The organism is Flavobacterium johnsoniae UW101, assembly GCF_000016645.1.
GTDB lineage: Bacteria > Bacteroidota > Bacteroidia > Flavobacteriales > Flavobacteriaceae > Flavobacterium > Flavobacterium johnsoniae.
The window spans coordinates 1,184,381-1,209,698 of the sequence record NC_009441.1 but is presented as its reverse complement, the minus strand read 5'-3'; the positions used below and the strand labels follow the sequence as shown (position 1 = coordinate 1,209,698).

Sequence of the window (25,318 nt, the reverse complement as noted above, 5' to 3'; positions counted from 1 at the left end):
AATTTCTCCTTACTTCTTTTGTTTTAATAATTCGTTTGCCTTCAAAAAGTATTCCTCTTTTTTCTTAGCATCTCCTAATCCATTATATGCTTCTCCCAATTGAATATTAAAATCTGCTTCTAATTTTTTATCATCAACCACATAATCAAGTCCCATTTCTAAAACGGTTTTTGCATTTTTAAACTGCTGTAACTGATTGCTTCCTAAACCTGCATAGTAATAAAACTGAGGCTGGCTCGGATAAACTTCAATCATAGTCATGGCTCTTTTTGTCATGGGCGCAAATTGTTTTGCTTTACTATATGCTTCAAGCAAAAGCAAATTGGTTTCACGATCTGTGTCTGAATTGGTCATTAAATCTTTTTCATAATATTTAATGGCGTTTTCAAATTGGTTTTTACTATGATAAAATTTTCCAATTTCTTTGGCAACGTCAACATCCTTATCGTTATCAAAATAGGAAATGGCTTTTTCTAAATCCGGTGCATACTGCGGATTTTTATTTACATAAATCAAAAACTCGTTTAAAGTTCGATGTTTTATTTTTGAATCAATTTTTGAACTTGACAAAATTGTATTCATCGACTTAATTGCTTTGTCTGCCTGATTCGAATCTAAATACGTTTTAAATAAACTTACCTGCCCCCATTCTGAATTTGGAAGTTCTTTTGCCAATTGTTTTGCTACATCGACAGCTTTGTCTGTTTCATCTGATTTTGAATACAAAAAAATCAGGTTTACATAATTGGATTCTTCTTTTGGATTTTTTTTAATTTGTTCAATTAAATTTGAAATCTCGGCATTTTGATATTTACCCTGCGATAAAATCTGGCTTTTGTATACTTCGCGATCTGATGATTTTCCGAATTTGTCGTTCATTTCATTAATCGCGATAAGTGCTTTATCGTATTGATTTGTAATCATATATAGCGATATTAAATCGTCTTTATATTCTTCATCAAAAACAATAATTTTCTGAATGGTTTCTATTGCCAGAGGATAATTTTTGGTTTCGTAACTTACATCATAAATCCCCAGCCAGTACCATTTATTTTTTGGATTTAGCTGTGTTGCTTTTTCAAATGCGGTCTGGGCATTTTGATATTCTTTTAAAGCCAGATAATTTTTTCCAACTTCAAAATAAGCAACAGCATCTGAAGGTTTTAGTTTAATACATTTTTCTAAAGATGCTATAGCTTTATCGTAATTTTCGATTCCTTTTTGTTTCAAAGATTCATAAAATGCATCTTGATATTCATCTGGTGCCAAAGCAATATCTTCTGGTTCTGTCTGTGCAAAAACCGAAGCTGCATTGCTTAACAAAGCAAAAAATAAAATTATCAAAACCCTTTTTTTCATCTTTTTACGATTTCATTTATACGAAAACGAATTTATTTTTTATTCTAAAACTGAATAATCTCCAATGCTTATACTGGTAAATTTTCCATCATAACTCACATGATTTCCAATCATTGCATTATCTAAGTTAGCATTTTTTATTTGAGAATACGTTTGTATTAAGCTATTTTTAATAGTACTGTCTGTTACATGACATCCATTTCCTATCGAAACATTAGGCCCGATTGTGGTGTTTTTAAGTACTACATTTTCTCCAATAAAACATGGTGGAATAATAGTAGAATTATCTAATACCACATTTTGATCTACTAAATGTTCTCCGTCATTATGTAAAAAGCCTAACATTCTTGTATTAGTTTCTACTGTAACATCTTTGTTTCCACAGTCCATCCATTCGTCAACGCTTCCGGTTTTAAAAACTTTACCGTTTGCCATCATGGCTTTGATTCCGTCGTTAATTTGGTATTCTCCTCCATTTTGAATGTTGTTGTCTAAAACGCCTTGAAGTTCTTTTTTCAAATCGCCGACTTCTTTAAAATAGTAAATTCCAATAACGGCTAAATCACTTACAAACTCTTTTGGTTTTTCAACCAATTCTATAATTTCAGTATTCTGATTTAATTTTACAACTCCAAAAGCTTCAGGCTGTTCTACTTGTTTTACCCAGATTACAGCATCTGCAGAAGGATCAAGTTCAAAATCGGCTCTGATTAAAGTATCTGCATAAGCGATAACTGCAGGTCCTGATAAAGAATCTTTTGCACACATAATAGCGTGTCCTGTTCCTAAAGGCTGATCCTGACGATATATAGAAGCTTTTGCTCCAAGTCCTTTTGCTAAATCTTCAAGACTTTCTACTACATCTGCTCCAAAAAAAGCTTCATCGCCCAGAATAAAAGCCACTTCTTCGATTGGCTCTTTTAATATTTTGGCAATATCTTCAACCAAACGGTGAACGATTGATTTTCCAGCAACTGGAATTAATGGTTTTGGAACTGTTAATGTATGTGGGCGAAGTCTTGAGCCGCGACCTGCCATTGGGACGATTATTTTCATGTAATTCTATTTTTATGTGTGAAGATTTAAAAATCTCCTGTTTGGTTAGTTCAAGTTTTAATTTTAAAATTCGCAGAGAATTCTACAACATTTAGTAATTCCTGTAAAAAACTGAAAACTGCGACTGAAAATTATTTTACGCCGGTACTTCCAAATCCGCCTTCTCCTCTTGAAGTTTCAGAAAGTTCTTCAACCTCAATCCACTCTGCTCTTTCGTGTTTGGCAATAATTAACTGTGCAATTCTTTCTCCGTTTTCGATTACAAATTCTTCATTTGATAAATTCACCAAAATCACACCTATCTCACCTCTGTAATCAGCATCTACAGTTCCTGGAGAATTTAAAACGGTAACTCCTTTTTTTGCTGCCAGTCCGCTTCTTGGTCTTACCTGAGCTTCGTAACCAATTGGCAATTCAATAAAAAGACCCGTTTTTACAATTGTTCTTTCTAAAGGTTTTAACGTAATTGGTTCTATAATATTGGCACGCAGATCCATTCCTGCAGAAGCTATTGTTTCGTAATTTGGTAAATCGTGTCGTGATTTATTGATAATTTGTATTTTCATTTTATTATAAAAGATTAAAAAAGCATCTTTACTTTCTGTTCATAATTCCTTTGATCGTGTCTTTTTCGTTGTGGTACACAAAGTACATAAAGGCTAATAATAACGGAATTCCAACGAAATAATTTTCTCTAAATCCGTAAAAGGAAATAGCCGAAAATAAAATTGAAATTCCTAAATAAGCTCCAATTTTATTCATATCATAAGGTATTGGATAATACTTATTTCCTAAAATATAGGATATCAACATCATACTTCCGTAAGCAGAAATTGTTGCAATCGCAGAACCGTAATAGCTGTATTTTGGAATTAAAAAGTAATTTAAAACTAATGTTATAATAGCACCAACAATTGAAATGTAGGCTCCAATTTTTGTTTTATCTGTTAGTTTATACCAAACAGAAAGGTTATTGTAAATTCCTAAAAAGAAGTTTGCCAAAATAATTAATGGCACTACTTTCATTGCTTCCCAATATGATTTATTATCCAGAAGAAGGAATTTTAAAACATCGGCAAAAACGATAACTCCCAATAAAATCAATGATCCAAAAATTACAAAGTATTTTGTAATTACGGCATAAGTCTGTGGTGCTTTTTCGTTTTTGGCATGGCTGAAAAAGAAAGGTTCAATTCCTAATCTAAATGCGGTTGCAAATAAAACCATAAATAAACCTAGTTTATAACAGGCAGAATAGGCTCCAACTTCAGATTTTGCCAAATTTTCGGGCAATAAATATCCTAATAAGATTTTATCGAAATGTTCGTTAACTGCAAATGCAAGTCCGGCTACTAAAATTGGCAGTCCGTATTTCATCATTTTTTTCCAAAGTACAGGATCAAATTTTCGTCCAAGCGAAAGATAATTTGGAGAAAGAACAATGAAAGTGGCTAAACTCGCTAAAAGGTTTGCAATGAAAATATAAGCGATCTGGAAATTTTCTACATATAAATTATCCCAAACTGAATTAGGATTTGCAGCTGCTAATTTTGGCAGATACATTAAAAAGAAAATATTCAGTAATAAATTAATGACTACGTTTCCAATTTTAATTGCTGCATAAACCATTGGGCGCTGGTTGGCTCTTAGTTTAGAAAACGGTACTAAAACCAATGCATCTAAAACCAAAATCCAAACTGAATAGGTAATATACTGTGCATCGACTTCGGCCCAATTTGCGAGGGTATTTCTAAAAATTAAGGCTGCAAACAAGAACCCGATTGATGACCAAAATATGGATATTGTAGATGTTGCAATAACATTTTTCTTGTCTTCTTCGGCACTGTAAAATCTAAAAAATGCCGTTTCCATTCCGTAAGAAAGAACTACGTTAAAGAAAACCATCCAGGACAATACAATCGAAACTTCGCCATATTCGGCGGTAGGCAAAATACCTGTATATAATCTGACCAATAAAAAACTAAGCATTCGTGGTAAAACGGTTGCCAGCCCATAAATCGCAGTTTGTTTGAATAGATTTTTATATAATCCCAAAATAATTAGTAATAAAGTTCGGAAAACAAAAATAACCAATTCTTTGGTTTTATTAGTGCTTTTAAAGGTTCAATAAAAAAACTTACTAAGAATTTTATTGAGTTAATTTATTTTCGTCTAAAACTTTCACAAAATGAAAACCTTTTGGAGCATAGCCCTGATTGTAATAAAAACGATGAGCCCCAAAATTTCCTGTAAAAGCATCAAGAACAATACTGCTGCAACCCAAGTTAATGGCTTTTTGTTCAATAAAATCAGTTAATATTTTTCCAATTCCTTTTGAACGATGTTCAGGATGAACTACAAAATTATCGATTTCGAGATATTTTCCGGTCCATAATTTTGTTGCTGACCAGCATCCTGTAATTCCCAAACAGACATCATTTTCAAAAACTGCTATTTGTGTATAATTATGCGGCAGCATATCTGAAAGAAAGGACTTGTATTTTTCTAAAGTTATTTTTGGATATAGAAATCTGATGGTATCAATTTGAGTCAGCATTTCGTCAATCGTAGTGAGTTCGCGAGTTTGTAAAGTCATTGTAATAGAAATATATACCAAAAATACATAACTTTTTTTATGCTATTTATATAATTAACAAGACACTAACATGTGAAATATATAAATTACGGCAGAAAATTATGTAACTTTTTTTTAACAGTGTTTTCTTAAATTTGTTTCACAGGGATTGAGAAAGCTAGATACAACCCTTATAAAAAAGGAAGCACTGGGACTAATAAAGCTTGTTTGTTCCCATAAAAGACAAAGCATAAGGGATTGATTCTGCTGTATTGTAACCCTAATAAAAACAGAGCATTGGGACTAATAAAGCTAGTTTGTTCCCATAAAAGACAAAGCACAGGGATTGATTCTGCTGAAATGTAACCCTTAAAAAAACAGAGCATTGGGATTGATAAAGCTAGTTTGTTCCCATGAAAGACAAAGCAACAGAGTGATAAAATCTGTGTCAATAATTTTATAAAATGGTATTGATTCTCAATTTTGGGTAAATTGAGAATCACCATTTTATAAACTTTCTTGTTTATAGATATTCTTAAAAAAGAAAAAAACTTCCAAAAAAAATAGCCGGTAAATATTTACCGGCTATTTTTTTATATATCAATGAATTAATTATCCATTCAAAGCTTCTGCTCCACCTACGATCTCTAAGATTTCGTTTGTAATTGCAGCCTGACGTGCTTTGTTGTATGTTAATTTCAATTGGTTTCTTAATTCTGTTGCGTTGTCAGTTGCTTTGTGCATAGCTGTCATACGTGCTCCGTGCTCTGAAGCAAATGAATCGCGAATACCTTTGTATAATTGTGTTTTTAAAGACTTAGGAATTAAAGTCAAAACAATTTCTTCTTTTGAAGGTTCAAAAATATAATCTCCTGCAGAAGCTGATACCTCAGATTTAAGCGGTGCTAATGGCAAAAACTGCTCTGTTTGAACAATCTGCGTTGCAGCATTTTTAAACTGATTGTAGATTAATTCGATTTTGTCATATTCTCCAGACAAGAATTTCTCTGTCAAATTATCTGCAATTCCAGCAACATTTTCGAAAGTTAAATGATCGAAAATTGCATTGTGGTGACCGTGAACTTTATGAGTTTTGCTTAAAACATCATTTCCTTTTTTACCAATAGCAAAAACGTCAACTTGTTTTCCTGCATAAAAATCTGTACGATTTTTAATCTCTTTAATAACATTTGAATTGAATGCACCACATAAACCTCTGTTTGAAGTTATAGCTACAAGCAATACTTTTTTTACTTCACGTTGTGTTGTGTAAGCCCCTCCTACTTCACCTTCAAGTGTAGCAGAAAGATTTTGCAGCAACTCCGTTAATTTCTCGGCATAAGGGCGCATCGCAGTGATTGCATCTTGTGCTTTCTTCAGCTTTGCAGCAGAAACCATTTTCATCGCAGATGTAATCTGCATCGTCGATGAAACGGAAGTAATTCTATTACGGATTTCCTTTAAATTTGCCATGTACTATCGTTGTTGGTTGTTAGTTGTTGGTTGATAGTAATGGAAAATTCCAAAAACAATCAACCAACAACCGTCAACTAAAATTAGTTATATTTTGCTGAGATTTCTTTTGCTGCTTTTTCGATAACATCTGTAATGCTGTCATCTAATTTACCAGCTTTCAACGCGTTAAGCGTATCTTTATGTTTACTGTTTAAGTATGCTAAGAAATCAGCTTCAAATTCTTTTACTTTTTCTACAGGAACGTTTCTTAATAAGTTTTTAGAACCAGCATAAATAATAGCTACTTGGTTTTCAACTGTATAAGGATCATTTAAACCTTGTTTCAAGATCTCAACGTTTCTTTTTCCTTTTTCAATTACGTTTAAAGTAACAGAATCTAAGTCAGAACCAAATTTAGCGAAAGCTTCTAATTCACGGAATTGAGCCTGGTCTAATTTTAAAGTTCCAGAAACTTTTTTCATTGATTTAATTTGAGCATTACCTCCAACACGAGATACAGAGATACCTACGTTAATTGCAGGACGAACCCCTGAGTTGAACAAATCTCCATCAAGGAAAATCTGACCATCTGTAATCGAAATTACGTTTGTTGGGATATATGCAGAAACGTCACCAGCCTGAGTTTCGATAATTGGTAAAGCAGTTAAAGAACCACCACCTTTTACGATAGGCTTAATAGACTCTGGTAAATCGTTCATGTTTTTAGCGATACCATCATCAGCAATTACTTTACAAGCACGCTCTAATAAACGAGAGTGTAAGTAGAAAACGTCTCCAGGGTAAGCCTCACGTCCCGGTGGTCTTCTTAATAAAAGAGAAACCTCACGGTAAGCAACAGCTTGTTTAGATAAATCATCATACACGATAAGTGCTGGACGACCTGAATCTCTAAAGTATTCTCCAATTGCAGCACCAGCGAATGGAGCATAAACTTGCATTGGAGCTGGATCAGAAGCATTAGCAGCAACGATAACTGTATAAGCCATTGCTCCTTTTTCTTCTAACATTTTAGCGATTCCTGCTACAGTTGAAGCTTTTTGTCCAATTGCAACATATATACAGAATACAGGTTTTCCTGCATCGTAAAATTCTTTTTGATTTAAGATTGTATCGATACAAACAGTTGATTTACCTGTTTGACGGTCACCAATTACAAGCTCACGTTGTCCACGACCTACCGGGATCATAGCATCAACTGCTTTTACTCCAGTTTGTAATGGCTCAGTTACCGGCTGACGGAAGATAACACCAGGTGCTTTTCTTTCTAATGGCATTTCGTATAAGTCTCCGCCAATTGGACCTTTTCCATCAATTGGAAAACCAAGAGTGTTAACTACACGTCCTACCATTTGCTCACCTACTTTAAGAGAAGCAATACGCTGAGTTCTTTTTGCAGTAGATCCTTCTTTAATTCCTGTTGATGGTCCTAAAAGTACAACCCCAACATTATCCTCTTCAAGATTCAATACGATACCTTCCATACCGTTATCGAATTCTACTAACTCACCATATTGAACATTAGATAGCCCGTAAACACGAGCAATACCATCTCCAACTTGAAGTACTGTTCCTACTTCCTCTAGCGTAGCACCAGATTCAAAACCTTCTACTTGCTTTCTTAATATTGCTGAAATTTCAGCAGGTTTGATTTCCGCCATCTTAATTTATAATTTAGACACTTTTTGTGTTATAAAACTAATTACTTAACTCTCTTTTTAATACTTGTAATCTGTTTGCAACAGAAGCATTGTATTGATTATCACCTATTCTTAAAATAAATCCGCCAATGATTGAAGGATCTACTACATTTTCAATTGTAATTTTCTTATCTGATAATGTTGCAACTTTAGCTAAAACTTTAGCTTCTAATGCAGCATCCATAGGAATTGCTGTAGTAACTTTTGCTACTTCAACGCCATTGCTTTCATCAAATAATTTATTGTATTCTACTGCAATTGCATCTAGAATTTCAAATCTTTTGTTTTCAAATAATAAATGAAATAATCCTTTTGTTACTCCATTTACATCTGCGAAAACTTCTAAAAGAGCACTTTCTTTAACTTCAACAGTAGTTGTTGGGTTTTGAATAAATGTACTCAATTCTGTATTAGTCTCAATTGCTGATGCAATTGATTTCATATCGTTATTGACAGCTTCGGCAACACCTTTAGAGTTTGCTAAGTCTAGAATTGCTTTTGCATAACGAATTGCTGCTCTTGTACTTGCCATAATCTTAGTTTAACTTTACGTCACCTAACATTTTCTCAACTAATTTAGTTTGAGATTCTTTGTTAGATAATTCTTCTTTCAATAATTTTTCAGCGATGCTTAATGATAAAGTTGAAACCTGAGATTTCAATTCTGCCATTGCAGCATTTTTTTCGCTTTCGATAGCCGCTTTTGCCTGCTCAATCATTTTTTGACCAGCTTCTTGTGCTTCGTTTTTAGAATCAGCAATCATTTTCTCTTTCATTTCGCGAGCTTCTTTTAACATCGCGTCACGTTCTGCACGAGCTTCATTCAAAATTCTTTGATTGTCAGCTTGTAAATTTTCCATTTCTCTCTTTGCGTTTTCAGCAGAAAGCAATGCATTTTTAATACCTTCTTCTCTTGCAGTAATAGATTCCATAATTGGTTTCCAAGCAAATTTTACTAAAAGCAAAATTAATATTACCAAGATTAAAGCCTGCCAGAAGAATAATCCGAATGAAAAATCGTTAATTAACTTATCCATTTTATAACTATATTAAAATATTTAATTTCTTTTTTAAAAGTAACAACATCTTTAACCAACCGTTAAAGATGCTGTTATTTCTCTCTTTATTATTTTCCTAAGATTAAAGCAGCGAATGCTAAACCTTCTAATAAAGCCGCGATAATAATCATCGCAGTTTGAATTTTACCAGCAGCTTCTGGTTGACGAGCAATAGCGTCCATAGCAGATCCACCGATTTTACCTAAACCTAAACCTGCACCGATTACTACTAAACCTGCACCTACTAAAGTTGGAATTGTTCCCATAAGTATTTATATATATAAAATTAAACTTCTAAATTAAATAATTGCTGTTTCGTCTTCATGGTGGTGAGCGTGATCATGATCCTGAACAGCCATACCAATAAATAATGATGATAACATCGTGAAGATGAAAGCCTGTAAAAATGCAACTAAAACTTCAATAACAGAGATAAACAATGTTAATCCTAATGAGATTGGCAAATCTGCTGCTAAATTTTTACCTACGAAAATCATAGCAATCAAACTCATAATTACTACGTGACCTGCAGTAATGTTTGCATACAAACGAATTAATAATGCAAATGGTTTTGTTAGTGTTCCTAAAACCTCAATTGGAGCTAAAATGATTTTCATTGGAACTGGCACTCCTGGCATCCAGAAGATGTGTCCCCAATAATCTTTGTTTGCACTAAATTGAGTAATGATAAATGTAAATGCTGCTAAACAAACTGTGATAGCAATATTACCTGTAACGTTAATTCCAAGAGGAGTCATTCCTAATAAGTTTAACAACCAAACAAAGAAAAATACAGTTAAAAGGTAACCCATATATTTACGGTATTTTTTCTCTCCAATATTAGGAACTGCAATTTCGTCTCTGATAAAAATAATAAGCGGTTCTAAAACTCTTCCAAATCCAGTTGGGATTGGTCCTTTTTTATATGATCTTGCTAAACCAGTAAACATTAAGAATAATAATACTGAAACAAAAAGCATTGATACAACATTTTTTGTAATCGAAAAATCTAATGGTTTTACGTTTGAAGGATGACCATGTTCGTCAAAGTTGATTGTTCCGGCTGCATCTGTTTTGTAAATTTTACCGTGAACTAATTTATAATAGTTTCCATCAACTTCTGCCACTTCTTCTCCGTGGTGTAATTTTGAAGATGAGAAAATTTTCAATCCTCCATCTATAAGTATAACTGGTAACGAAAACCCATAGTGTTTATTTTCTTTTTCATCTGAAAAGAAAACAAAGTCATGAGAATCCTGTAAGTGGTGATCAATAAAAGCATCCACTTTTGCTTTTGGATCTTTAGCTGCGTGTTCGTCTTCACCATGTGTTTCATGTGAAATTACTTTCTCTTCATGAGCACTTTCATTTTGTACATGCGTTGAGTCAATCTCTGAGTTTGCGAAACTCATAATAGGCAGAGAAGCTACAAAAGCTGCAAGAATTAATCTGAGTGGTTTGTTTGAAATCACCATATCGTGGAAAATCTTATTTTTTTACGTTTCTAAAATTTGGTGCAAAGGTACATTTTTTATTAATATTCAAAAGGATATGAAAAATTATTTTTGAACCTTCTTTTAAAGAATCCGCATTTTAACGCTTTTCATTTAATAATCGGACAGTTAAAAGCGTCTCAAATAACAAAAACAAAATAAATGTTATAAAAAAACTGACTTTTTCAACAGCAGCGATTTCAGAATTGCTTTTTAAAATTGGCTGGAGAATTAAATATGCTAACAGCATTTGTGTAAAAGTTCCAAATAAGAAAACCATTCCAACAATTTGAAAATTCTTCTTTTTTACTACTAATAATATAAGGTATAATAAAACGGCTGTTCCGAAGAAAATTAAATACAGAAGTTCTATACTATAATGGAAGTTTTCTGTTTTGATTTCTAAAAAATAGAAAGCTGCTTTATGCAATATGCATACTGCAGCAGTAAATAAAAATAAATGAAAAACAGGTTTGTAGTTTTTTAAAAGCATTTGAAATATTTTTTTTTGCAAAGATGCAACTTTTATCTAAAGCTTCTAATTACTTTGTTTTGTTGATGTCATTAACCTGCCGAATGACATTATATAAAGCCAGCCCCACCCCAAGCATTACAAAAATAGTGTTGTAATACACTTTTGGACTTGGATGATTTTCGTCTAGCCAGGTTCCGAAATAAGAGAAAATAAAAATAATGACCCCCATTTGAAAAGGAATATTTATGAGGGCCAGCCATTTGTTTCTTCGATTATTATTCGGATCCTTTTCCATCTTTTACGATTACCTCTTTATTATGTGTAAGCATTGTACAAGTTGCTGTAAACTCTGCTCCTGGTTCAATGGAAAGTTTTCCAACGGCAACTTCTCCATGAATTCTTGCTGTAGCTTTAATATTAAGAACTTCCAGAACTTTAATTTTTCCGTGAAATTCTCCTTCAATATCGGCATTGTTACAAATAATTTCTCCTTTTATAACGCCTGTTGCGCCAATAACTAATTTTCCCTGCGATGTAAAATTTCCAATTAATTCGCCGTCTAATCTAAAATCTGCTTTTGAGACTATGTCTCCTACAATAGAGGTTCCTTCAACAATTCGGTTTGTTTTACCTAAAAGTTCTGTTCCGTTTTTTTTCACTTTGTCAAACATTATATTATGGGTTTTTTGGGGTCAGATAGGCTTCAAGGTTTTTCTTAATTTGAACCACTTTGTAGTTTTCAGTTGATATAATAATTGCCGGCTGTGCAATTTTATATTTTTTATCATCTCTAAAAACTCCCGCAACATCTTGGGCATAAGCCTCAGATTTTAAACCATGAATAGCTACAAAACTTTGGGTTCTGTTGTATTTATCAAATGAAGTTGTTAATCTTTCGAAATTTTCGACTAACAAAAACACTCTTATAGCTTCTTCAATTTGCTTAAGCGTTTTAGTATCGTTATTAGAAATTAAATATAAAATTTTCCAGTTTTTATTATCCTCTGTTGTAAAATTTAATCTCTCTAAAGTTGGAACTTGTTTTTCAAGAATTTCTCTGGCATTTTTACCTTCATCACTATTTGGGTAATTATCTGCTACATTCTCCAATCCTTTTTTATAAGCTTCTAACCCGTTTACTTTTCCTAATGTGTTTGCTTTTAATAATTCAAACTTAGAAACAATTTCATCTCCAGAATATTGATTGATGAGATTGTCAATATTATCTAAGACAACATCAAACTTCTCTTCCTGAAAAAGCTTGTACCATTTTTGGTATTCTTTTTCCGGTGAAGGAATATCATCTGTATTGGTATTGTTTAAAATCTGAGCATATCTTGAACCAGGATAATTGTTTGTAATATCTGATTTTATTTTTTCGGCTTTTGCAGGATCTGTAATTTGGTAAATTTTATACAAATTATACATTGATGGCAGGATCAGCTTTTCTTCTGGATTGTTTCGTAACAATTGTTCCAGTTTGTCACTTGCCAAAGTATATTCTTTAAATTTCTCCTTATATATAAGACCTAACTGATAATACGCGAAATTGCGTTCTTTACCAATGCTGTCAATAGCAATTTGTGTTTTTGGAAGTTGTTTTTCGTAAAAAGCAGTTGTGTATTTTTCGATTACAACTGTATCTTTTAGTTTGTTTGCTTCTGCTTCATTTATACTATCATTAAGCATTGCCGCATCGTTTGCCGCTTTTATTGCAGATAATCTCCAGTTACCGCCTATAGTACGATTACCCCACATTTTCTTAAACTGTAATTTTCCGTAAGCCACTGTTGTTGGGTTATAGAAATAAAAAGTACTTACAGCATCATTTCCTGAAGGTGGCCTAATTCCGTCTGTATCCATGTTTGCTGGTTTTCCTAAAGAATTTGGATTAACCGCAGTTGGTGCACTTGAAGCACTGTTGTTTCGCTCAACATTCGCCAGTTTTTCTTTTTCTTTTTCTTCCAGAATTCGTTTGGCTTCATCTTTCTTTTTAAGTTCTGCGATGTAGCTTTCAAAATAAATTTTTCTTTCAGAATCCGGCATTCCGTAAACTTTGATAATACTGTCATTGCGTTTTGCAATACCTTCGTATTTAATTACGTTATCAAGATTTTTTCTATTTTTTTCTATAAAAGCAAATTCTCTGGTCTTTGGATTGAGTTTTGTTAAAGTACTGTCATAATATTTGGCAGCCATTGTATAATCTGTATTCTTAAAATACATGTTTCCAATGTTTCGATATGCCGATGCCATTAAATAAGGATCTTTAGATTTTCTGCCCAAAGATTTATTGTAAAATTTCAGTGCATTTTCTTTGTCTTTCTTTTTATCATAAAAGACTCCCATTTCATAAAAAAGGACATCATAATAAGGTCGGTTTTCACGATCTGCAACTAGCTTATTATACGTTTTTAAGAAAATAGTATCATTGCCTTTTTCATAATCATACATCTGTGCTTTTTTTGCATAAGCATGCATCATGTACTTTCTGTCGGCTTTGCGGTTCATATGAATTACGCCGTCATAATAATATGTCGCACTGTCCTTATTTCCAACTTCCTGATACATCTGCCCCAGAATAAATTTATATCTGGCACGGTCTTCATTTATTCTCGAAAATTGTTCGGCAATTCTAAGTTTGGCAACAGCGCTGTCTCTTTCTTCTAAATTTAAAAAGGCTTCTGCCAATAAAGCATTAGCATCAGAAAAAGTCTGTTTGTTTAAATCAGTCTTTTTTAATAACTGATTAATATTTTTTACAACAATGGCATCATTTCCTAAACGCATATTAGTTTTTTCACGCCAGATTTTTGCTGTGTAAATGTTACTGCTGTTTGGATATTTGTACAGAATATAATTGAAAGCTTCTAAAGCCGGAATAAAACGCTGATCATAATATCTGGCTTTTCCAAGCATCAAATATGCTTCGTCGATCTGGTAGTTTCTTTCTCTTCCTCCAATATTCATGGAGTGTTTTTGAATTGCTTTTGTGGCCTTTGTTTCTGCTTTTTCAAAATCAGGATTTTTTGTTTTTTCTCCTTCAGAAAAATTTTCATCAAACTGCATTTTTTCTATCGGAAGCATTTTCCAGAAATTGTCCTGATCATTAGCCTTAATAGCCTGCAGTCCTTTCTCAAGTCCAAGACCTCCATTATACAAAATGTTGTATTTTGTACTCAATGCATGGGAGTTTCTGTTCACAAAAGTGTTATTCTTGGTAGAACATGCTATCAAAAAGAGAAAAAAGATGAGAAAAAAACTATATTTAAGAGTATTCTTTTTCAATAGAACTGATTTTAAAGCATTAACTTCTAAAAAGTATTTTTAGTATAAAGACGGGTAAAAATACGCTTCTTTTTGTAATATAGAAACTTAAACCGCAAAAAACGATTCGAGTTCTTGTAAGGTTTCTTTTGATGTTTGAATATCCTTTACAATTTCGCCTTTGTTGAGTGCAACAATTCGATCACAAACTTCGACCGTGTGTTGTAAATCGTGGCTTGAAACCAAAACAGTAACATTTGGATCATCAGCTAATTCATTAATAATTTTCTTTAAACGGCTTACTGTTGTTGGGTCTAAATTGGCAAAAGGTTCGTCTAAAATTACAACTTCAGGGTTACCAATTAAGGTCGCAATTATGCCCACTTTTTTCTGATTTCCTTTAGATAAATCGCGAAGGTATTTTTTGTTGTTTAAAATTTCTCCGTTAAAAAATTCTTCGTGCTTAGCCAGTAATGCATCAATATCGGCTTTGTTTTGATGGCGAAGATCTCCAATAAAATAAAAATATTCCTCTGGTGTTAAGTATCCTATCAAGAAACTTTCATCTAAAAATGAACCTGTAAAAGATTTCCAGTTTTCACTTGTATTTACCTGAATATCATTGCTTTTTACGTATCCTGTAGTTGGTTGAATAAGGTCTAACAGCAGACTAAAAAAAGTGGTTTTTCCTGCTCCGTTATTTCCCACTAATCCAAAACTTTGTCCTTTTGGGATTTCAAGATTGTTAATATTCAAAACTGTAGTTCCGTTATATTTTTTTGATAGTTGATTTACTTGTATCATGGTATAGTTGTAGATTTTTTATTTTAGATTAATTATCTAATTAACTCTTTTGTTTATAAGCACTTATTGTACTGTATTTTTCAATTTTATATCTTTTTTCGATTAATGAAAAAACTTTTTCTTTAAATATAAAACCCAAAATACCAGCGCCCGCAACCAAACTTAGTGCCACTGTTTTATCTGCATAATGTAATCCAAGCCAATACAGTAATAATGGTAAAAATATTTTTGGCAGTGATAAAAGAATGGCACTTACATTAAACACTTTTTTATCTGTAAAAGCACCGCCGGCAATACTTAAATCTATTGGCGTTTTAGTAAATGCACCGCCCAAAAGCACTAAATGAGAATTTACTCCAATATTATAAATTGCCCCAACTACAATTGTTAAATATACTTCCCATCCATAAAGGAGGTAAAAAGAAGCCAGTATAGTCGAAATAAAAGTTGCAATAACAATAAGCCACCATTTTGATGTAATGTAACCTCGATACGGAATATTTTGTGTCATCATTAATTGATAATACGAACTGTCCCAGCTTGGTACAAATTGTCCAAAGACAAATAGAAATCCTCCCGAAACAAATATTCCTGCAAAAATCTGCATAGCTGGCGGCTGGTGTGTATTACCAAAAAAAATCAATCCATAAAACAAAAAGATCACACTCATTACAATTGTTGTTTTTGATCTTTTGTTTCTTTTTATCAGTTTAATATCATTTTTTAGAAAAGTGCCCAAAGTTCCAAACTGATTGAGCCATGAAAGATTTTCTGTAGTTGCAACATCATGTTTTACAGATAGTCCAGCGTCCAGAAATAAGTTATTTTTAAAATATTTAAAAGTAAAAACATATAAGCCTGCTAAAACTAAAACAGGAATTAAAAACAGGCCTTCTATATTATAAAAATTCTGAAAAAACGGAGTCGTAAATGTTGTAATATCAAACAATTGATAATACTGTGCCCCTGCCAAAGCCAAAATTAAAGCCACAAATACAACAAACAATCTGTCAATATTGCTTAAAATAATATTCAAAAAATTATTGATATAAATAAAAGCCATTGCTCCTAAATACCAAAAAACGATTCCAATAACGTCGTATCCTTCTAAGATTAATACAACTGAAAAAGGCACAAAAAATAAAGCGTGAACCCAGTTAAAAAAAGATAAAACTGTTTTTCCTAATGAAAAATGAACAATTACTGGTTTTTTAAATGGTAAAACCAATAATGGTTTGATATTGAGAACAGGAATCGATTGAAGTAATAACCTTATTACTAAATCAAAGAGGAAATAATAAATTAAAAATTTGTTTACTGTTACTAATGGTTCCAGATTCATGTCTTTTAGAATATAAAATGCCCCAACGCCCATTGCAACAAAAATTAATGAAAAATATATCATTAAAAAACCTATTATAATTTTCATTGCCAGGTTTTTACCAAATGACGCCGACCTAATAAAGGCTTTCCATTCGAGATAAATAAACTTTTTAATCATGGTTAATTTAGTTTGGATTTTTGTAGTAAGAGACCAAATGTAGGAAAACGTTACAAAAAAAGTTAAAAAAAATATTTTAGTAAGTGTCAATTACTTATGGTTTGCTACTTTTGCAAAAAATTTAAATCATGCCTTCATTCTTAAAACTTATAATTAAAGAGGTAAAACGCGAAACTGCCGATGCTGTTTCGGTTCTTTTTAATGTTCCTGAACAACTTAAACAAGACTATAAATTTATAGCCGGACAATACATAAACTTAAAATTAACTCTTGATAATCAAGAAATTCGTCGCGCTTATTCTATTTGTTCTGCTCCCGAAAGCGGAGAATTGAGAATTGCAGTTAAGGCGGTAAAAAACGGACTTTTTTCTCAGTTTGCCAACACTAGATTAAAAGCCGGTGATGTTCTTGAAGTAGGCCAGCCAGAAGGAAAATTTACTTTTGAACCAGATGCTGAAAGACAAAAAAATTATGTGGCATTTGCTGCAGGTAGCGGAATCACGCCTGTTTTATCTATTTTGAAATCGGTTTTAAAAAATGAACCAAAAAGTTCATTCGTATTGGTGTATGGAAATAAAACTCCTGAAGATACAATTTTTCATCAGGAACTTCATGATTTACAGTTACAATATGTTGGACGTTTTTTTGTACATTATGTTTACAGTCAGGCAAAAGCTGAAAATGCTTTGTTTGGAAGAATTGAAAAATCAGCAGTAAATTTTGTTTTAAATAACAAACACAAAGAGCTTCAATTTGATAAATTTTTCCTTTGCGGACCAGAAGAAATGATTAATACCGTTTCTAATGTTTTGAAAGAGAAAAATGTAAAAGATTCTGCTATTAAGTTTGAACTTTTCACCTCGTCTTCTGAAGAAAACGTAATTCAAGGTTCTCAGGAAGGGCATACAAAAATTACCGTTTTGGTTGACGATGAAGAAACTACTTTTGAAATGTCTAAAAAACAAACCATTCTTGATGCCGCTTTAAAGCAAGGTGTTGATGCTCCTTATTCTTGCCAAGGCGGAATTTGCAGCAGTTGTTTAGGACGTGTAACTGCAGGTTCTGCTGAAATGACAAAGAATTCTATTTTAACAGACAGCGAAATTGCCGAAGGATTAATCTTAACTTGTCAGGCACATCCAACATCAGAAACTATTTATGTTGATTATGACGACGTATAATATTTGAAAATTTCAATCCCCAAATTTCGGGATGAAAATCCAAATTCCAGACTAAATTGGAATTTGGATTTTTTTTATTCTATATTCACAATCTTGTCACGATATGAAAATTTTCCTTCATATAGCTTAAGGTTGCAATAAAACCAAATTTAAGCCAAAATATTGCGGAATTTTTATTATATTAGAGGGAAATTACCGCAATCATAATCTCCATATCTTTTATGCCGATTTTGTTGGGCTAAATCAAATTTGTCAAACATTTAAACATTAAATATCATGACAGCTCACGTACACCACTTTCATTTATATCTCTTTATTATGCTGGTTGTAACTGCTTCGCTATGCGTTCTGGCAGTTATTATAAAAATGAAAAACAAAAAAGGTCCCAAGTTGCTCAAAAGAGATAAATACAATTCAACTATGACCGAAAAAATGGTAGAAGTAAAAAAAACAGATTCGAATGTTTTTAATATCTGGCCTTATGTAAGCAGACTTAAATCGGCTAAAATTTTATCTAAAAAAATTAAAGATCAAGACTTAATTTATAAAGTTTACAGAGATTCATCACAAAAATTCGAACATATTCTATTGTCAACCGAAGATAAAAATAACTTTGTCTCTATCATAGTAAACAAAAAAAGAAGAAAAACAATAGGATATTCTTTCCTCGATTCTAATGAAAAATACGATTTGAACAAGAATATTGCTTAAAATATTATTTTATAGCAATTGCCCAACGGGGTAAAATATTTATAGAATCACAATAAAAGAAAAAAGCTCCAGCGGAGCGACATGTTTTATATAATATGTCGCTCCGCCGGAGCTTTTACTTTGTGAATACCATTCTTTGCTATAAATATTTTGCTTCTCCGAAGCTTACAAAAAAACTCTTTTTAGTCTTTCATTAAAGCTGCTCTACAACTTTGTCAACAACCTTTTGCGGTAAAATTGTCCTCATCGCATCCTCATAACCTTCAACAATTTTATTACCATAAACTGATGTTGGCAGTTTTGGATATTGATTTCGGTCTGAAGTTAAAGCGTTTTCTAAACTTTGGTTAAAAGGTAAGAATCCTGCGTATGGATGTGTAGCGCCCCAAAGCGTAACGACTTTTACACCCAGCATTGCTGCAATGTGAGCATTTCCAGAATCCATAGAAAGCATCACATCAAGATTGCTTATTAATTGTAATTCCTGCTGAAACTTAATTTTTCCAGCCATATTAATTACATTTTTATACGGTTCTGAAAGTGAATCCAGTATTTCGATTTCTTTCTTTCCGCCTCCAAAAAGTAAAATTTTGTACGATGAATTTTCAGCTAATTTTGCAATTACTTCTTTCATTAAATCTAAAGGATAAACTTTAGAATTATATTGTGCAAAAGGCGCAATTCCGATAAGTTTTTGATTTTCATTTCCGATAATGTCTAGAATATCAGAGTTTAAAACTGCTTTTTCAGGAAATTGCGGATTCGATAAGTTTAGAGGAAAACCAAGTTCTTCAAAAACTTTTGCATGTCTTTGGAACATGGTTGGCAATTGCTTGAAAATCTTGTTTTCAACTCTTGTCAATTCTTTTTTTCCTTCGCGTCCTTTGTCAACAGTGGCTCTTTTTTTTCCGCTTAAAGCGAAAAGCAAACTCACAACCTTAGATCTTAAAACATTATGAAGATCTGCAAAAGCATCAACTTTTAGTTTTTTTATGTCTTTATATAAGCGTAGAAGACCAGGAAAACCTTTATGTTTTTCTTTTTCATCAAAAGCAAAAAACTCAAGATTTGGAATTCCTTCAAAAAAAGGTTTGAAAAACGGACGCGAAATAACGGTTAGTTTTACCGTTGGATATTGTTTTACAAAAGCACGTAAAACAGGAACCGTCATGGCGACATCTCCCATTGCGGATAGTCTCATGACGGCTATATGTTTAATCTTGTTGTTCGACAACTCTGCCAAATTATTTTTTATTTTGATATAAAACCGGGTTCAATTCGTCGTCGTTGTACATTTTCATTTGTTTGTACACTTTCATGAATTTATCGCCGTTTTCAATATCTGTCAATAATTCTTCGATTGCTGTAGATAAATCTGTTCTTTGTTCTAAAAGTACATTTAATTTTTCCTGACATTTATCTCTGTGTTCCTGAGTTGCTTCTGCACGAGTAGCTTCTTCGTTCATGTGATAAATTTTCAATGCTAAAATTGATAATCTGTCAAATGCCCAGGCAGGACTTTCAGAGTTAATTTTTGCTCCGTCTTTTGCTTGTACATCACTGTATTTTTGCAAAAAGTAACTGTCGATATATTCAACCATATCTGTACGCTCCTGATTTGAAGCATCGATTCTTCTTTTTAAAGTCAAAGCTGCTACAGGATCAATCTGCGGATCACGAATGATATCTTCAAAATGCCATTGTACAGTATCAATCCAGTTTTTTAGATATAATAAATGTTCAAATTTATCTTTTGGATATGGATTGTTAATTGGCTGATCAACATTATCAAACTGGTGATAATCTTTGATGCTTTGTTCGAAAACTGAATATGCTAATTTTGAAAACATGTCTTTATTTTTTTATAGATACAAAGATACTTTTTATACTTTTATGCTGCGAAAAAAAGAAATTATTTTTTGTTTTCATACAATAGTTCGTTAATAAATTAAAAAATCATCATGAAAATTCATTATATATCTGAAAACAATAGTGTTCTAAATCATTTTCTGGGACAAATTAGAAATGTAAATGTGCAGAACGACAGCATGCGTTTTAGAAGAAATATTGAACGCATTGGCGAAATTATGGCTTATGAATTAAGCAAAATTTTACCTTACAAAGAGGTTGAAATTCAAACGCCGCTTGGCATTAAAAAAACTACTGAAATAGATACTGATTTGGTTTTATGTCCAATTTTAAGAGCCGGATTGCCGCTTCATAACGGATTTTTAAATTATTTCGATCATGCCGAAAACAGTTTTGTTTCTGCCTGCAGATATCATCCAAATGGTGATGATGAATTCGAAATTTTAGTTGAATATCAGGCTATTTCAAATTTAAATAACAAAACCGTTTTGCTTCTGGATCCAATGCTGGCAACAGGACAATCTATAGTGGCGGTTCACAAAAAATTAATTGAAAACGCTGCACCTGCAGAATTTCACATTGTTGTAGTTATTGCTGCTCCAGAAGGAATAGCACATCTTGAGGAAAATCTTCCTGAAAATTGTCATTTGTGGGTGGCATCATTAGACGAAAAACTTAACGAGAAAAACTACATTGTTCCTGGTCTTGGCGATGCCGGCGATCTTGCTTACGGAAGTAAATTATAACTGAGAGAAAAAAGTAAATAAGCTGCACAAAATCAGCACATAAAATACAATTTCGTTATTGAGTTTTTGCTGCATATATTCAACATGACTGGCTGCCATCATGGCTAATGGTGCAATACTAAACAATAATAAGTCATTGCTTTTATCTGGCGAAATGATGTAAACAAGAACAGCAATAAAAAAACAGGCTACTACTTTTTTATAAGAAGTATGTACAATTTGCGGTCTGTTTGACAAGGTAGTCAGCATTGAAAATACAAAAAATACAACTACTGCCGCATATATTGAAAGTGCTCCGTTTTCGTAATTATCTTTAAAATAATCTATTCTAAAATCGATTACTGCACGTTCCTGAAAGAATTTCGCAGCGTCGATATTGAACATTAATGAAATCATGAAAAAGATTATTGATACTGCTAAGAGTGCAATAAATGGCAAAACCCAGTTTCTATAATCTCTTGAAACGTGAAAAATAATGGATATAAAAACCAGTATTAAAAAGAGAACACTCCAAAATTGAAATAAAGAAGCTACAAAAATCCAGAATGAAGCATCAAATATTTTTTCTTTTGATGCTTTTAAAGACTGCAGTGAAATCAATCTTCGTAATGCCAATAAAATAAAAAAGTTGGCATAAACTACATTTGGATTATTAAATACTGTTGGAAAAAATAATAGAAATAATAAATAGAAAAATATTGCGTAACCATTGTCTTTACTAAGCCCATTCTTCTTTACGATAAAATTTACCATAAAAAAAGAAGCAAAAATAAAGCACAATAAACTTATTTTTTGAAATATCGTAAAATAAGAATTTATCCAAGTTGTTTCTCGAATTTGAAACATAAAGAAGAAAACCAGTATCAAAATTACAACCAAGGAATAATTTAATGGCGTAGATTTTTTAAAAACACTTGTTATCATAAGGATATTTTATACTTTTGTGATTGTAAATATAATACTTGTTTAAAAAGGAAACCAACAAGTTGAAGAAAGATTCTTCTTTTTGAATTTTACTTCAATGCGTTAAAACAATAATAATCTATAATTTAATAAAATTATGAAAGCTTTTTTTGAAGGAATTCAATACTTATTCGTTAACATTTTGTTTGCTCCGCTTGACTTTTTACGTCGTTTGGAATTAGTTACATGGTTTGGCGCAAATACTATTAACTGGATTTTCATGATCATCTGTGCATGTGCAATCGTTTATTGGATTAAACAATTACGCATTTTTGATGATGCCGGAACAGAAAACCAAGATACAACAGCTCATTCATTTTTAAAATAAAACCAAACCCTTAATTAAAAGGGCTGGTTCAAATATTTTTTAAATTAGATCGAAGCCGATATCTTTTCTAAAATACATCTTATCAAAGCTTAGTTTATCTATGTTTTGGTAAGATTTTTTTATGGCCTCCTGGAAATTATCTCCATAAGAGGTTACAGCAATTACACGCCCTCCATTAGTAACGACATTTTTGCCATCTAATTTTGTTCCTGCGTGAAAAACTATCGAATCTGTAATATTTTCTAATCCAGAAATTACTTTTCCTTTTTCAAAATCTTCAGGATATCCGCCAGAAACTACCATTACAGTTGTTGCGCTTCTTGGATCAACTTCTAAATTAAAGTCTCCTAATTTTTGATCTGCAACAGACAAAAACAATTCAACCAAGTCAGATTTTAATCTTGGAACCACAACTTCAGTTTCAGGATCTCCCATTCTTACATTGTATTCAATAACGATTGGTTCTCCTTTTACATTGATAAGACCAATAAATACAAATCCTTTGTATTCGATTCCATCTTTTTGAAAACCTTCGATTGTTGGTTTTACGATACGTGTTTCAATTTTTTCCATCAAAACAGCATCCACATAAGGAACTGGAGAAACTGCTCCCATTCCGCCTGTATTTAAACCTGTGTCTCCTTCACCAATTCTTTTATAATCTTTTGCAGTTGGAAGAATTTTATAGCTTTTTCCATCTGTTAAAACGAAACAGCTTAATTCGATTCCATCTAAGAATTCTTCAATAACTACTTTTGAACTTGCTGTTCCAAATTTAGCGTGAACCAGCATGTTGCGTAATTCTGTTTTTGCTTCTTCAAGATCCTGAATAATCAAAACTCCTTTTCCAGCCGCTAAACCGTCGGCTTTTAAAACGTAAGGAGGCTGCAAAGTTTCCAGAAACTTACATCCTTCTTCAACAGTTTCGGCAGTAAAACTGTCATAAGCTGCAGTTGGGATATTATGTTTCATCAAGAATTCTTTTGCAAATTCTTTACTTCCTTCTAACTGCGCCCCAAGTTTTGATGGCCCAATAACCGGAATATGTTTTAAACTATCGTCGTTTTTAAAATAATCGTAAACTCCTTTTACCAACGGATCTTCTGGGCCTACGACTACTAAACTTATATTTTCTTTAAGCACTAATGCTTTTACTGCTTCAAAATCAGTTGGAGATATTGCAACGTTTTCAGCAATTGCAGCAGTTCCTGCATTTCCCGGTACTACAAAAAGTTTTTCGCAAAGCGGACTTTGAGTCATTTTCCATGCAAATGCATGCTCTCTTCCGCCTGATCCCAATAGTAAAATTGTCATGGTGTTGTTGTATTTAGTTGTGGTGCAAAAATACTTGCTTTTGTACGTAAAAAATAATTAAATCTTTAAAAAGTTGTTGGTTCTGCACTGTTAGTAATTCGTAAACATTATTTTTGACGAAAATTTTTCTGAAAATGATCCTCCTTTTTGATATTTCTCTTCAATTAAATGGTTTTCCTATAAAGAAGGCTAAAACCGAATTGGATAAAATTGTTCGTTTTTCTGAAAAAGAATTTGCTTCATTTCTTGAAAGCAAGAAAACAGAAATTGTTGATTTTCATCTCAAAAACAATCCTTTTTACAAAGGATTAGCAGGAAATGCAACGGCTCAAAATTGGGAAAATCTTCCTGTTTTAAATAAACAAAATTTACAAAAACCACTGGAAGAAAGACTTTCAAAAGGTTATTCTAAAAAAAATGTTTACCTCAACAAAACATCCGGATCAAGCGGAACTCCTTTTGTTTTTGCCAAAGACAAATATTCGCATGCTTTAACCTGGGCATCTAATATTATGCGTTTTGGCTGGTTTGGAATTAATTTTAATCATTCGTACCAGGCACGTTTTTATGGAATTCCAATGGATTTTATTGGATATCAAAAAGAACGTTTCAAGGATTTCTTAACACATCGTTATCGTTTTCCGGTTTTTGATTTATCTAATGAAGTTTTGGAGAAATTTCTACAGAAATTCAAAACAAAAAAATTCGATTACCTCAACGGATATACCAGTTCTATTGTTTTGTTTGCTAAATTTTTAGAACAAAAAAACATTATTTTAAATGAAATTTGCCCAACCATAAAAGCTTGTTTTGTTACTTCGGAAATGCTTTTTGAAATGGATAAAAAATTGCTGGAAAAACAATTCGGAATTCCAATTATCAGCGAATACGGCGCATCTGAACTAGATTTGATTGCTTTTGAAAACCCTCAAGGCGAATGGCAGGTAAATGCAGAAACTTTGTTTGTTGAAATTTTAGATGAAAACAATAATCCTGTTCCAAACGGTACAGAAGGAAAAATTGTAATTACTTCTCTTTTTAATAAAGCAAATCCTTTTATTCGATATGAAATTGGCGATATTGGAATTCTCGACGAAAAAAGCACTCCGCAAAAACCAATTCTAAAAAAACTTATTGGAAGAACAAACGACGTTGCGATTTTACCAAGCGGTAAAAAATCGCCTGGTTTGACCTTTTATTATGTAACCAAAAGCATAATTGAAGATGATGGAAATGTAAAAGAATTTATCATTAAACAAACCAAATTAGATACTTTTGAAATAGAATATATTGCTGAAAAAGAGTTAATTTCGGCGCAGATTGAAAAAATAAAAGATGCAATTGATTTGTATCTGGAACCTAATTTAAATTTTATCTTTTCTAAAAAAATAAAAATAGATCGAAACAAAAGTGGAAAACTAAAACAGTTTTCATCATTGCTGTAA

General features: G+C 32.3%; 26 protein-coding genes. 5 read left to right on the top strand and 21 right to left on the bottom strand.

Features of this window, described 5'->3' with window-relative positions; translation table 11 throughout:
* Positions 1 to 9 precede the first annotated feature (9 nt).
* The 17 genes from FJOH_RS05550 to FJOH_RS05470 all read right to left on the bottom strand — a co-directional run bounded on the left by FJOH_RS05550 (position 10) and on the right by FJOH_RS05470 (position 16,761).
* The gene (locus tag FJOH_RS05550) at positions 10 to 1,359 is read right to left on the bottom strand and encodes a tetratricopeptide repeat protein (RefSeq protein WP_012023150.1); all 1,350 of its coding nucleotides are present in this window, start codon (positions 1,357 to 1,359) and stop codon (positions 10 to 12) included.
* Positions 1,360 to 1,398: 39 nt separating this feature from the next.
* Positions 1,399 to 2,415, bottom strand: a complete 1,017-nt coding sequence (locus FJOH_RS05545) for a sugar phosphate nucleotidyltransferase (RefSeq protein ID WP_012023149.1) — start codon at positions 2,413 to 2,415, stop codon at positions 1,399 to 1,401.
* A gap of 131 nt (positions 2,416 to 2,546) precedes the next feature.
* Positions 2,547 to 2,981 (bottom strand): dUTP diphosphatase, encoded by a 435-nt coding sequence (gene dut / locus FJOH_RS05540; protein ID WP_012023148.1) that lies wholly within the window; start codon positions 2,979 to 2,981, stop codon positions 2,547 to 2,549.
* Positions 2,982 to 3,009: 28 nt separating this feature from the next.
* Positions 3,010 to 4,470 (bottom strand): lipopolysaccharide biosynthesis protein, encoded by a 1,461-nt coding sequence (locus FJOH_RS05535; protein WP_044047533.1) that lies wholly within the window; start codon positions 4,468 to 4,470, stop codon positions 3,010 to 3,012.
* Between the two features lie 94 nt (positions 4,471 to 4,564).
* Positions 4,565 to 5,011: a GNAT family N-acetyltransferase gene (locus tag FJOH_RS05530; RefSeq protein WP_012023146.1), complete on the bottom strand. Its 447-nt coding sequence runs from the start codon at positions 5,009 to 5,011 to the stop codon at positions 4,565 to 4,567.
* A gap of 591 nt (positions 5,012 to 5,602) precedes the next feature.
* Positions 5,603 to 6,463 (bottom strand): ATP synthase F1 subunit gamma, encoded by an 861-nt coding sequence (atpG, locus tag FJOH_RS05525; protein WP_012023145.1) that lies wholly within the window; start codon positions 6,461 to 6,463, stop codon positions 5,603 to 5,605.
* A gap of 83 nt (positions 6,464 to 6,546) precedes the next feature.
* On the bottom strand, positions 6,547 to 8,124 hold the full coding sequence (gene atpA, locus FJOH_RS05520; protein ID WP_012023144.1) for a F0F1 ATP synthase subunit alpha: 1,578 nt from the start codon (positions 8,122 to 8,124) through the stop codon (positions 6,547 to 6,549).
* A 37-nt stretch (positions 8,125 to 8,161) separates the two neighbouring features.
* Positions 8,162 to 8,695, bottom strand: coding sequence for an ATP synthase F1 subunit delta (gene atpH, locus FJOH_RS05515; protein ID WP_012023143.1), 534 nt, complete (start codon positions 8,693 to 8,695; stop codon positions 8,162 to 8,164).
* 4 nt (positions 8,696 to 8,699) lie between these two features.
* A complete protein-coding gene (locus tag FJOH_RS05510) occupies positions 8,700 to 9,200 on the bottom strand; it encodes a F0F1 ATP synthase subunit B (protein ID WP_012023142.1) in 501 nt (166 codons plus the stop codon).
* 89 nt (positions 9,201 to 9,289) lie between these two features.
* Positions 9,290 to 9,487: an ATP synthase F0 subunit C gene (gene atpE, locus FJOH_RS05505; RefSeq protein WP_008465835.1), complete on the bottom strand. Its 198-nt coding sequence runs from the start codon at positions 9,485 to 9,487 to the stop codon at positions 9,290 to 9,292.
* A 33-nt stretch (positions 9,488 to 9,520) separates the two neighbouring features.
* Positions 9,521 to 10,696: a F0F1 ATP synthase subunit A gene (atpB, locus tag FJOH_RS05500; RefSeq protein WP_012023141.1), complete on the bottom strand. Its 1,176-nt coding sequence runs from the start codon at positions 10,694 to 10,696 to the stop codon at positions 9,521 to 9,523.
* Between the two features lie 118 nt (positions 10,697 to 10,814).
* Positions 10,815 to 11,207: a hypothetical protein gene (locus tag FJOH_RS05495; RefSeq protein ID WP_012023140.1), complete on the bottom strand. Its 393-nt coding sequence runs from the start codon at positions 11,205 to 11,207 to the stop codon at positions 10,815 to 10,817.
* A gap of 49 nt (positions 11,208 to 11,256) precedes the next feature.
* The gene (locus FJOH_RS05490) at positions 11,257 to 11,484 is read right to left on the bottom strand and encodes an AtpZ/AtpI family protein (protein WP_012023139.1); all 228 of its coding nucleotides are present in this window, start codon (positions 11,482 to 11,484) and stop codon (positions 11,257 to 11,259) included.
* Complete coding sequence (locus tag FJOH_RS05485) at positions 11,465 to 11,860, bottom strand: bactofilin family protein (RefSeq protein WP_012023138.1); 396 nt, start codon at positions 11,858 to 11,860, stop codon at positions 11,465 to 11,467. The genes FJOH_RS05490 and FJOH_RS05485 overlap by 20 nt, the downstream gene beginning before the upstream one ends.
* Positions 11,861 to 11,864: 4 nt before the next feature.
* Positions 11,865 to 14,477: a type IX secretion system periplasmic lipoprotein PorW/SprE gene (gene porW, locus FJOH_RS05480; RefSeq protein ID WP_012023137.1), complete on the bottom strand. Its 2,613-nt coding sequence runs from the start codon at positions 14,475 to 14,477 to the stop codon at positions 11,865 to 11,867.
* 87 nt (positions 14,478 to 14,564) lie between these two features.
* Complete coding sequence (locus FJOH_RS05475) at positions 14,565 to 15,260, bottom strand: ABC transporter ATP-binding protein (protein ID WP_012023136.1); 696 nt, start codon at positions 15,258 to 15,260, stop codon at positions 14,565 to 14,567.
* Positions 15,261 to 15,300: 40 nt separating this feature from the next.
* Complete coding sequence (locus FJOH_RS05470) at positions 15,301 to 16,761, bottom strand: DUF5687 family protein (protein ID WP_012023135.1); 1,461 nt, start codon at positions 16,759 to 16,761, stop codon at positions 15,301 to 15,303.
* A 128-nt stretch (positions 16,762 to 16,889) separates the two neighbouring features.
* Here FJOH_RS05470 and FJOH_RS05465 point away from each other — a divergent pair, with 128 nt between their 5' ends.
* Together FJOH_RS05465 and FJOH_RS05460 are read left to right on the top strand one after the other, a co-directional pair.
* Entirely contained in the window at positions 16,890 to 17,942 is a 1,053-nt protein-coding gene (locus FJOH_RS05465; RefSeq protein WP_012023134.1) for a ferredoxin--NADP reductase, read from the top strand.
* Positions 17,943 to 18,218: 276 nt separating this feature from the next.
* On the top strand, positions 18,219 to 18,653 hold the full coding sequence (locus tag FJOH_RS05460) for a hypothetical protein (protein ID WP_012023133.1): 435 nt from the start codon (positions 18,219 to 18,221) through the stop codon (positions 18,651 to 18,653).
* A 193-nt stretch (positions 18,654 to 18,846) separates the two neighbouring features.
* Here FJOH_RS05460 and FJOH_RS05455 read toward each other — a convergent pair whose 3' ends face one another.
* On the bottom strand, positions 18,847 to 19,854 hold the full coding sequence (locus FJOH_RS05455; protein WP_012023132.1) for a glycosyltransferase family 9 protein: 1,008 nt from the start codon (positions 19,852 to 19,854) through the stop codon (positions 18,847 to 18,849).
* 43 nt (positions 19,855 to 19,897) lie between these two features.
* A complete protein-coding gene (locus FJOH_RS05450; RefSeq protein ID WP_012023131.1) occupies positions 19,898 to 20,503 on the bottom strand; it encodes a DUF4254 domain-containing protein in 606 nt (201 codons plus the stop codon).
* 111 nt (positions 20,504 to 20,614) lie between these two features.
* On the opposite strand from FJOH_RS05450, the gene upp reads away from it, so the two are divergent.
* Positions 20,615 to 21,268 (top strand): uracil phosphoribosyltransferase, encoded by a 654-nt coding sequence (upp, locus tag FJOH_RS05445; protein WP_012023130.1) that lies wholly within the window; start codon positions 20,615 to 20,617, stop codon positions 21,266 to 21,268.
* On the opposite strand, the gene FJOH_RS05440 is transcribed toward upp, so the two are convergent.
* Entirely contained in the window at positions 21,263 to 22,192 is a 930-nt protein-coding gene (locus FJOH_RS05440; RefSeq protein WP_012023129.1) for a DUF6427 family protein, read from the bottom strand. The genes upp and FJOH_RS05440 overlap by 6 nt on opposite strands.
* Before the next feature lie 136 nt (positions 22,193 to 22,328).
* On the opposite strand from FJOH_RS05440, the gene FJOH_RS05435 reads away from it, so the two are divergent.
* Positions 22,329 to 22,559, top strand: coding sequence for a DUF6341 family protein (locus FJOH_RS05435; RefSeq protein WP_012023128.1), 231 nt, complete (start codon positions 22,329 to 22,331; stop codon positions 22,557 to 22,559).
* Between the two features lie 39 nt (positions 22,560 to 22,598).
* Here FJOH_RS05435 and purD read toward each other — a convergent pair whose 3' ends face one another.
* The gene (purD, locus tag FJOH_RS05430) at positions 22,599 to 23,873 is read right to left on the bottom strand and encodes a phosphoribosylamine--glycine ligase (protein WP_012023127.1); all 1,275 of its coding nucleotides are present in this window, start codon (positions 23,871 to 23,873) and stop codon (positions 22,599 to 22,601) included.
* 134 nt (positions 23,874 to 24,007) lie between these two features.
* On the opposite strand from purD, the gene FJOH_RS05425 reads away from it, so the two are divergent.
* Complete coding sequence (locus tag FJOH_RS05425) at positions 24,008 to 25,318, top strand: phenylacetate--CoA ligase family protein (protein ID WP_012023126.1); 1,311 nt, start codon at positions 24,008 to 24,010, stop codon at positions 25,316 to 25,318.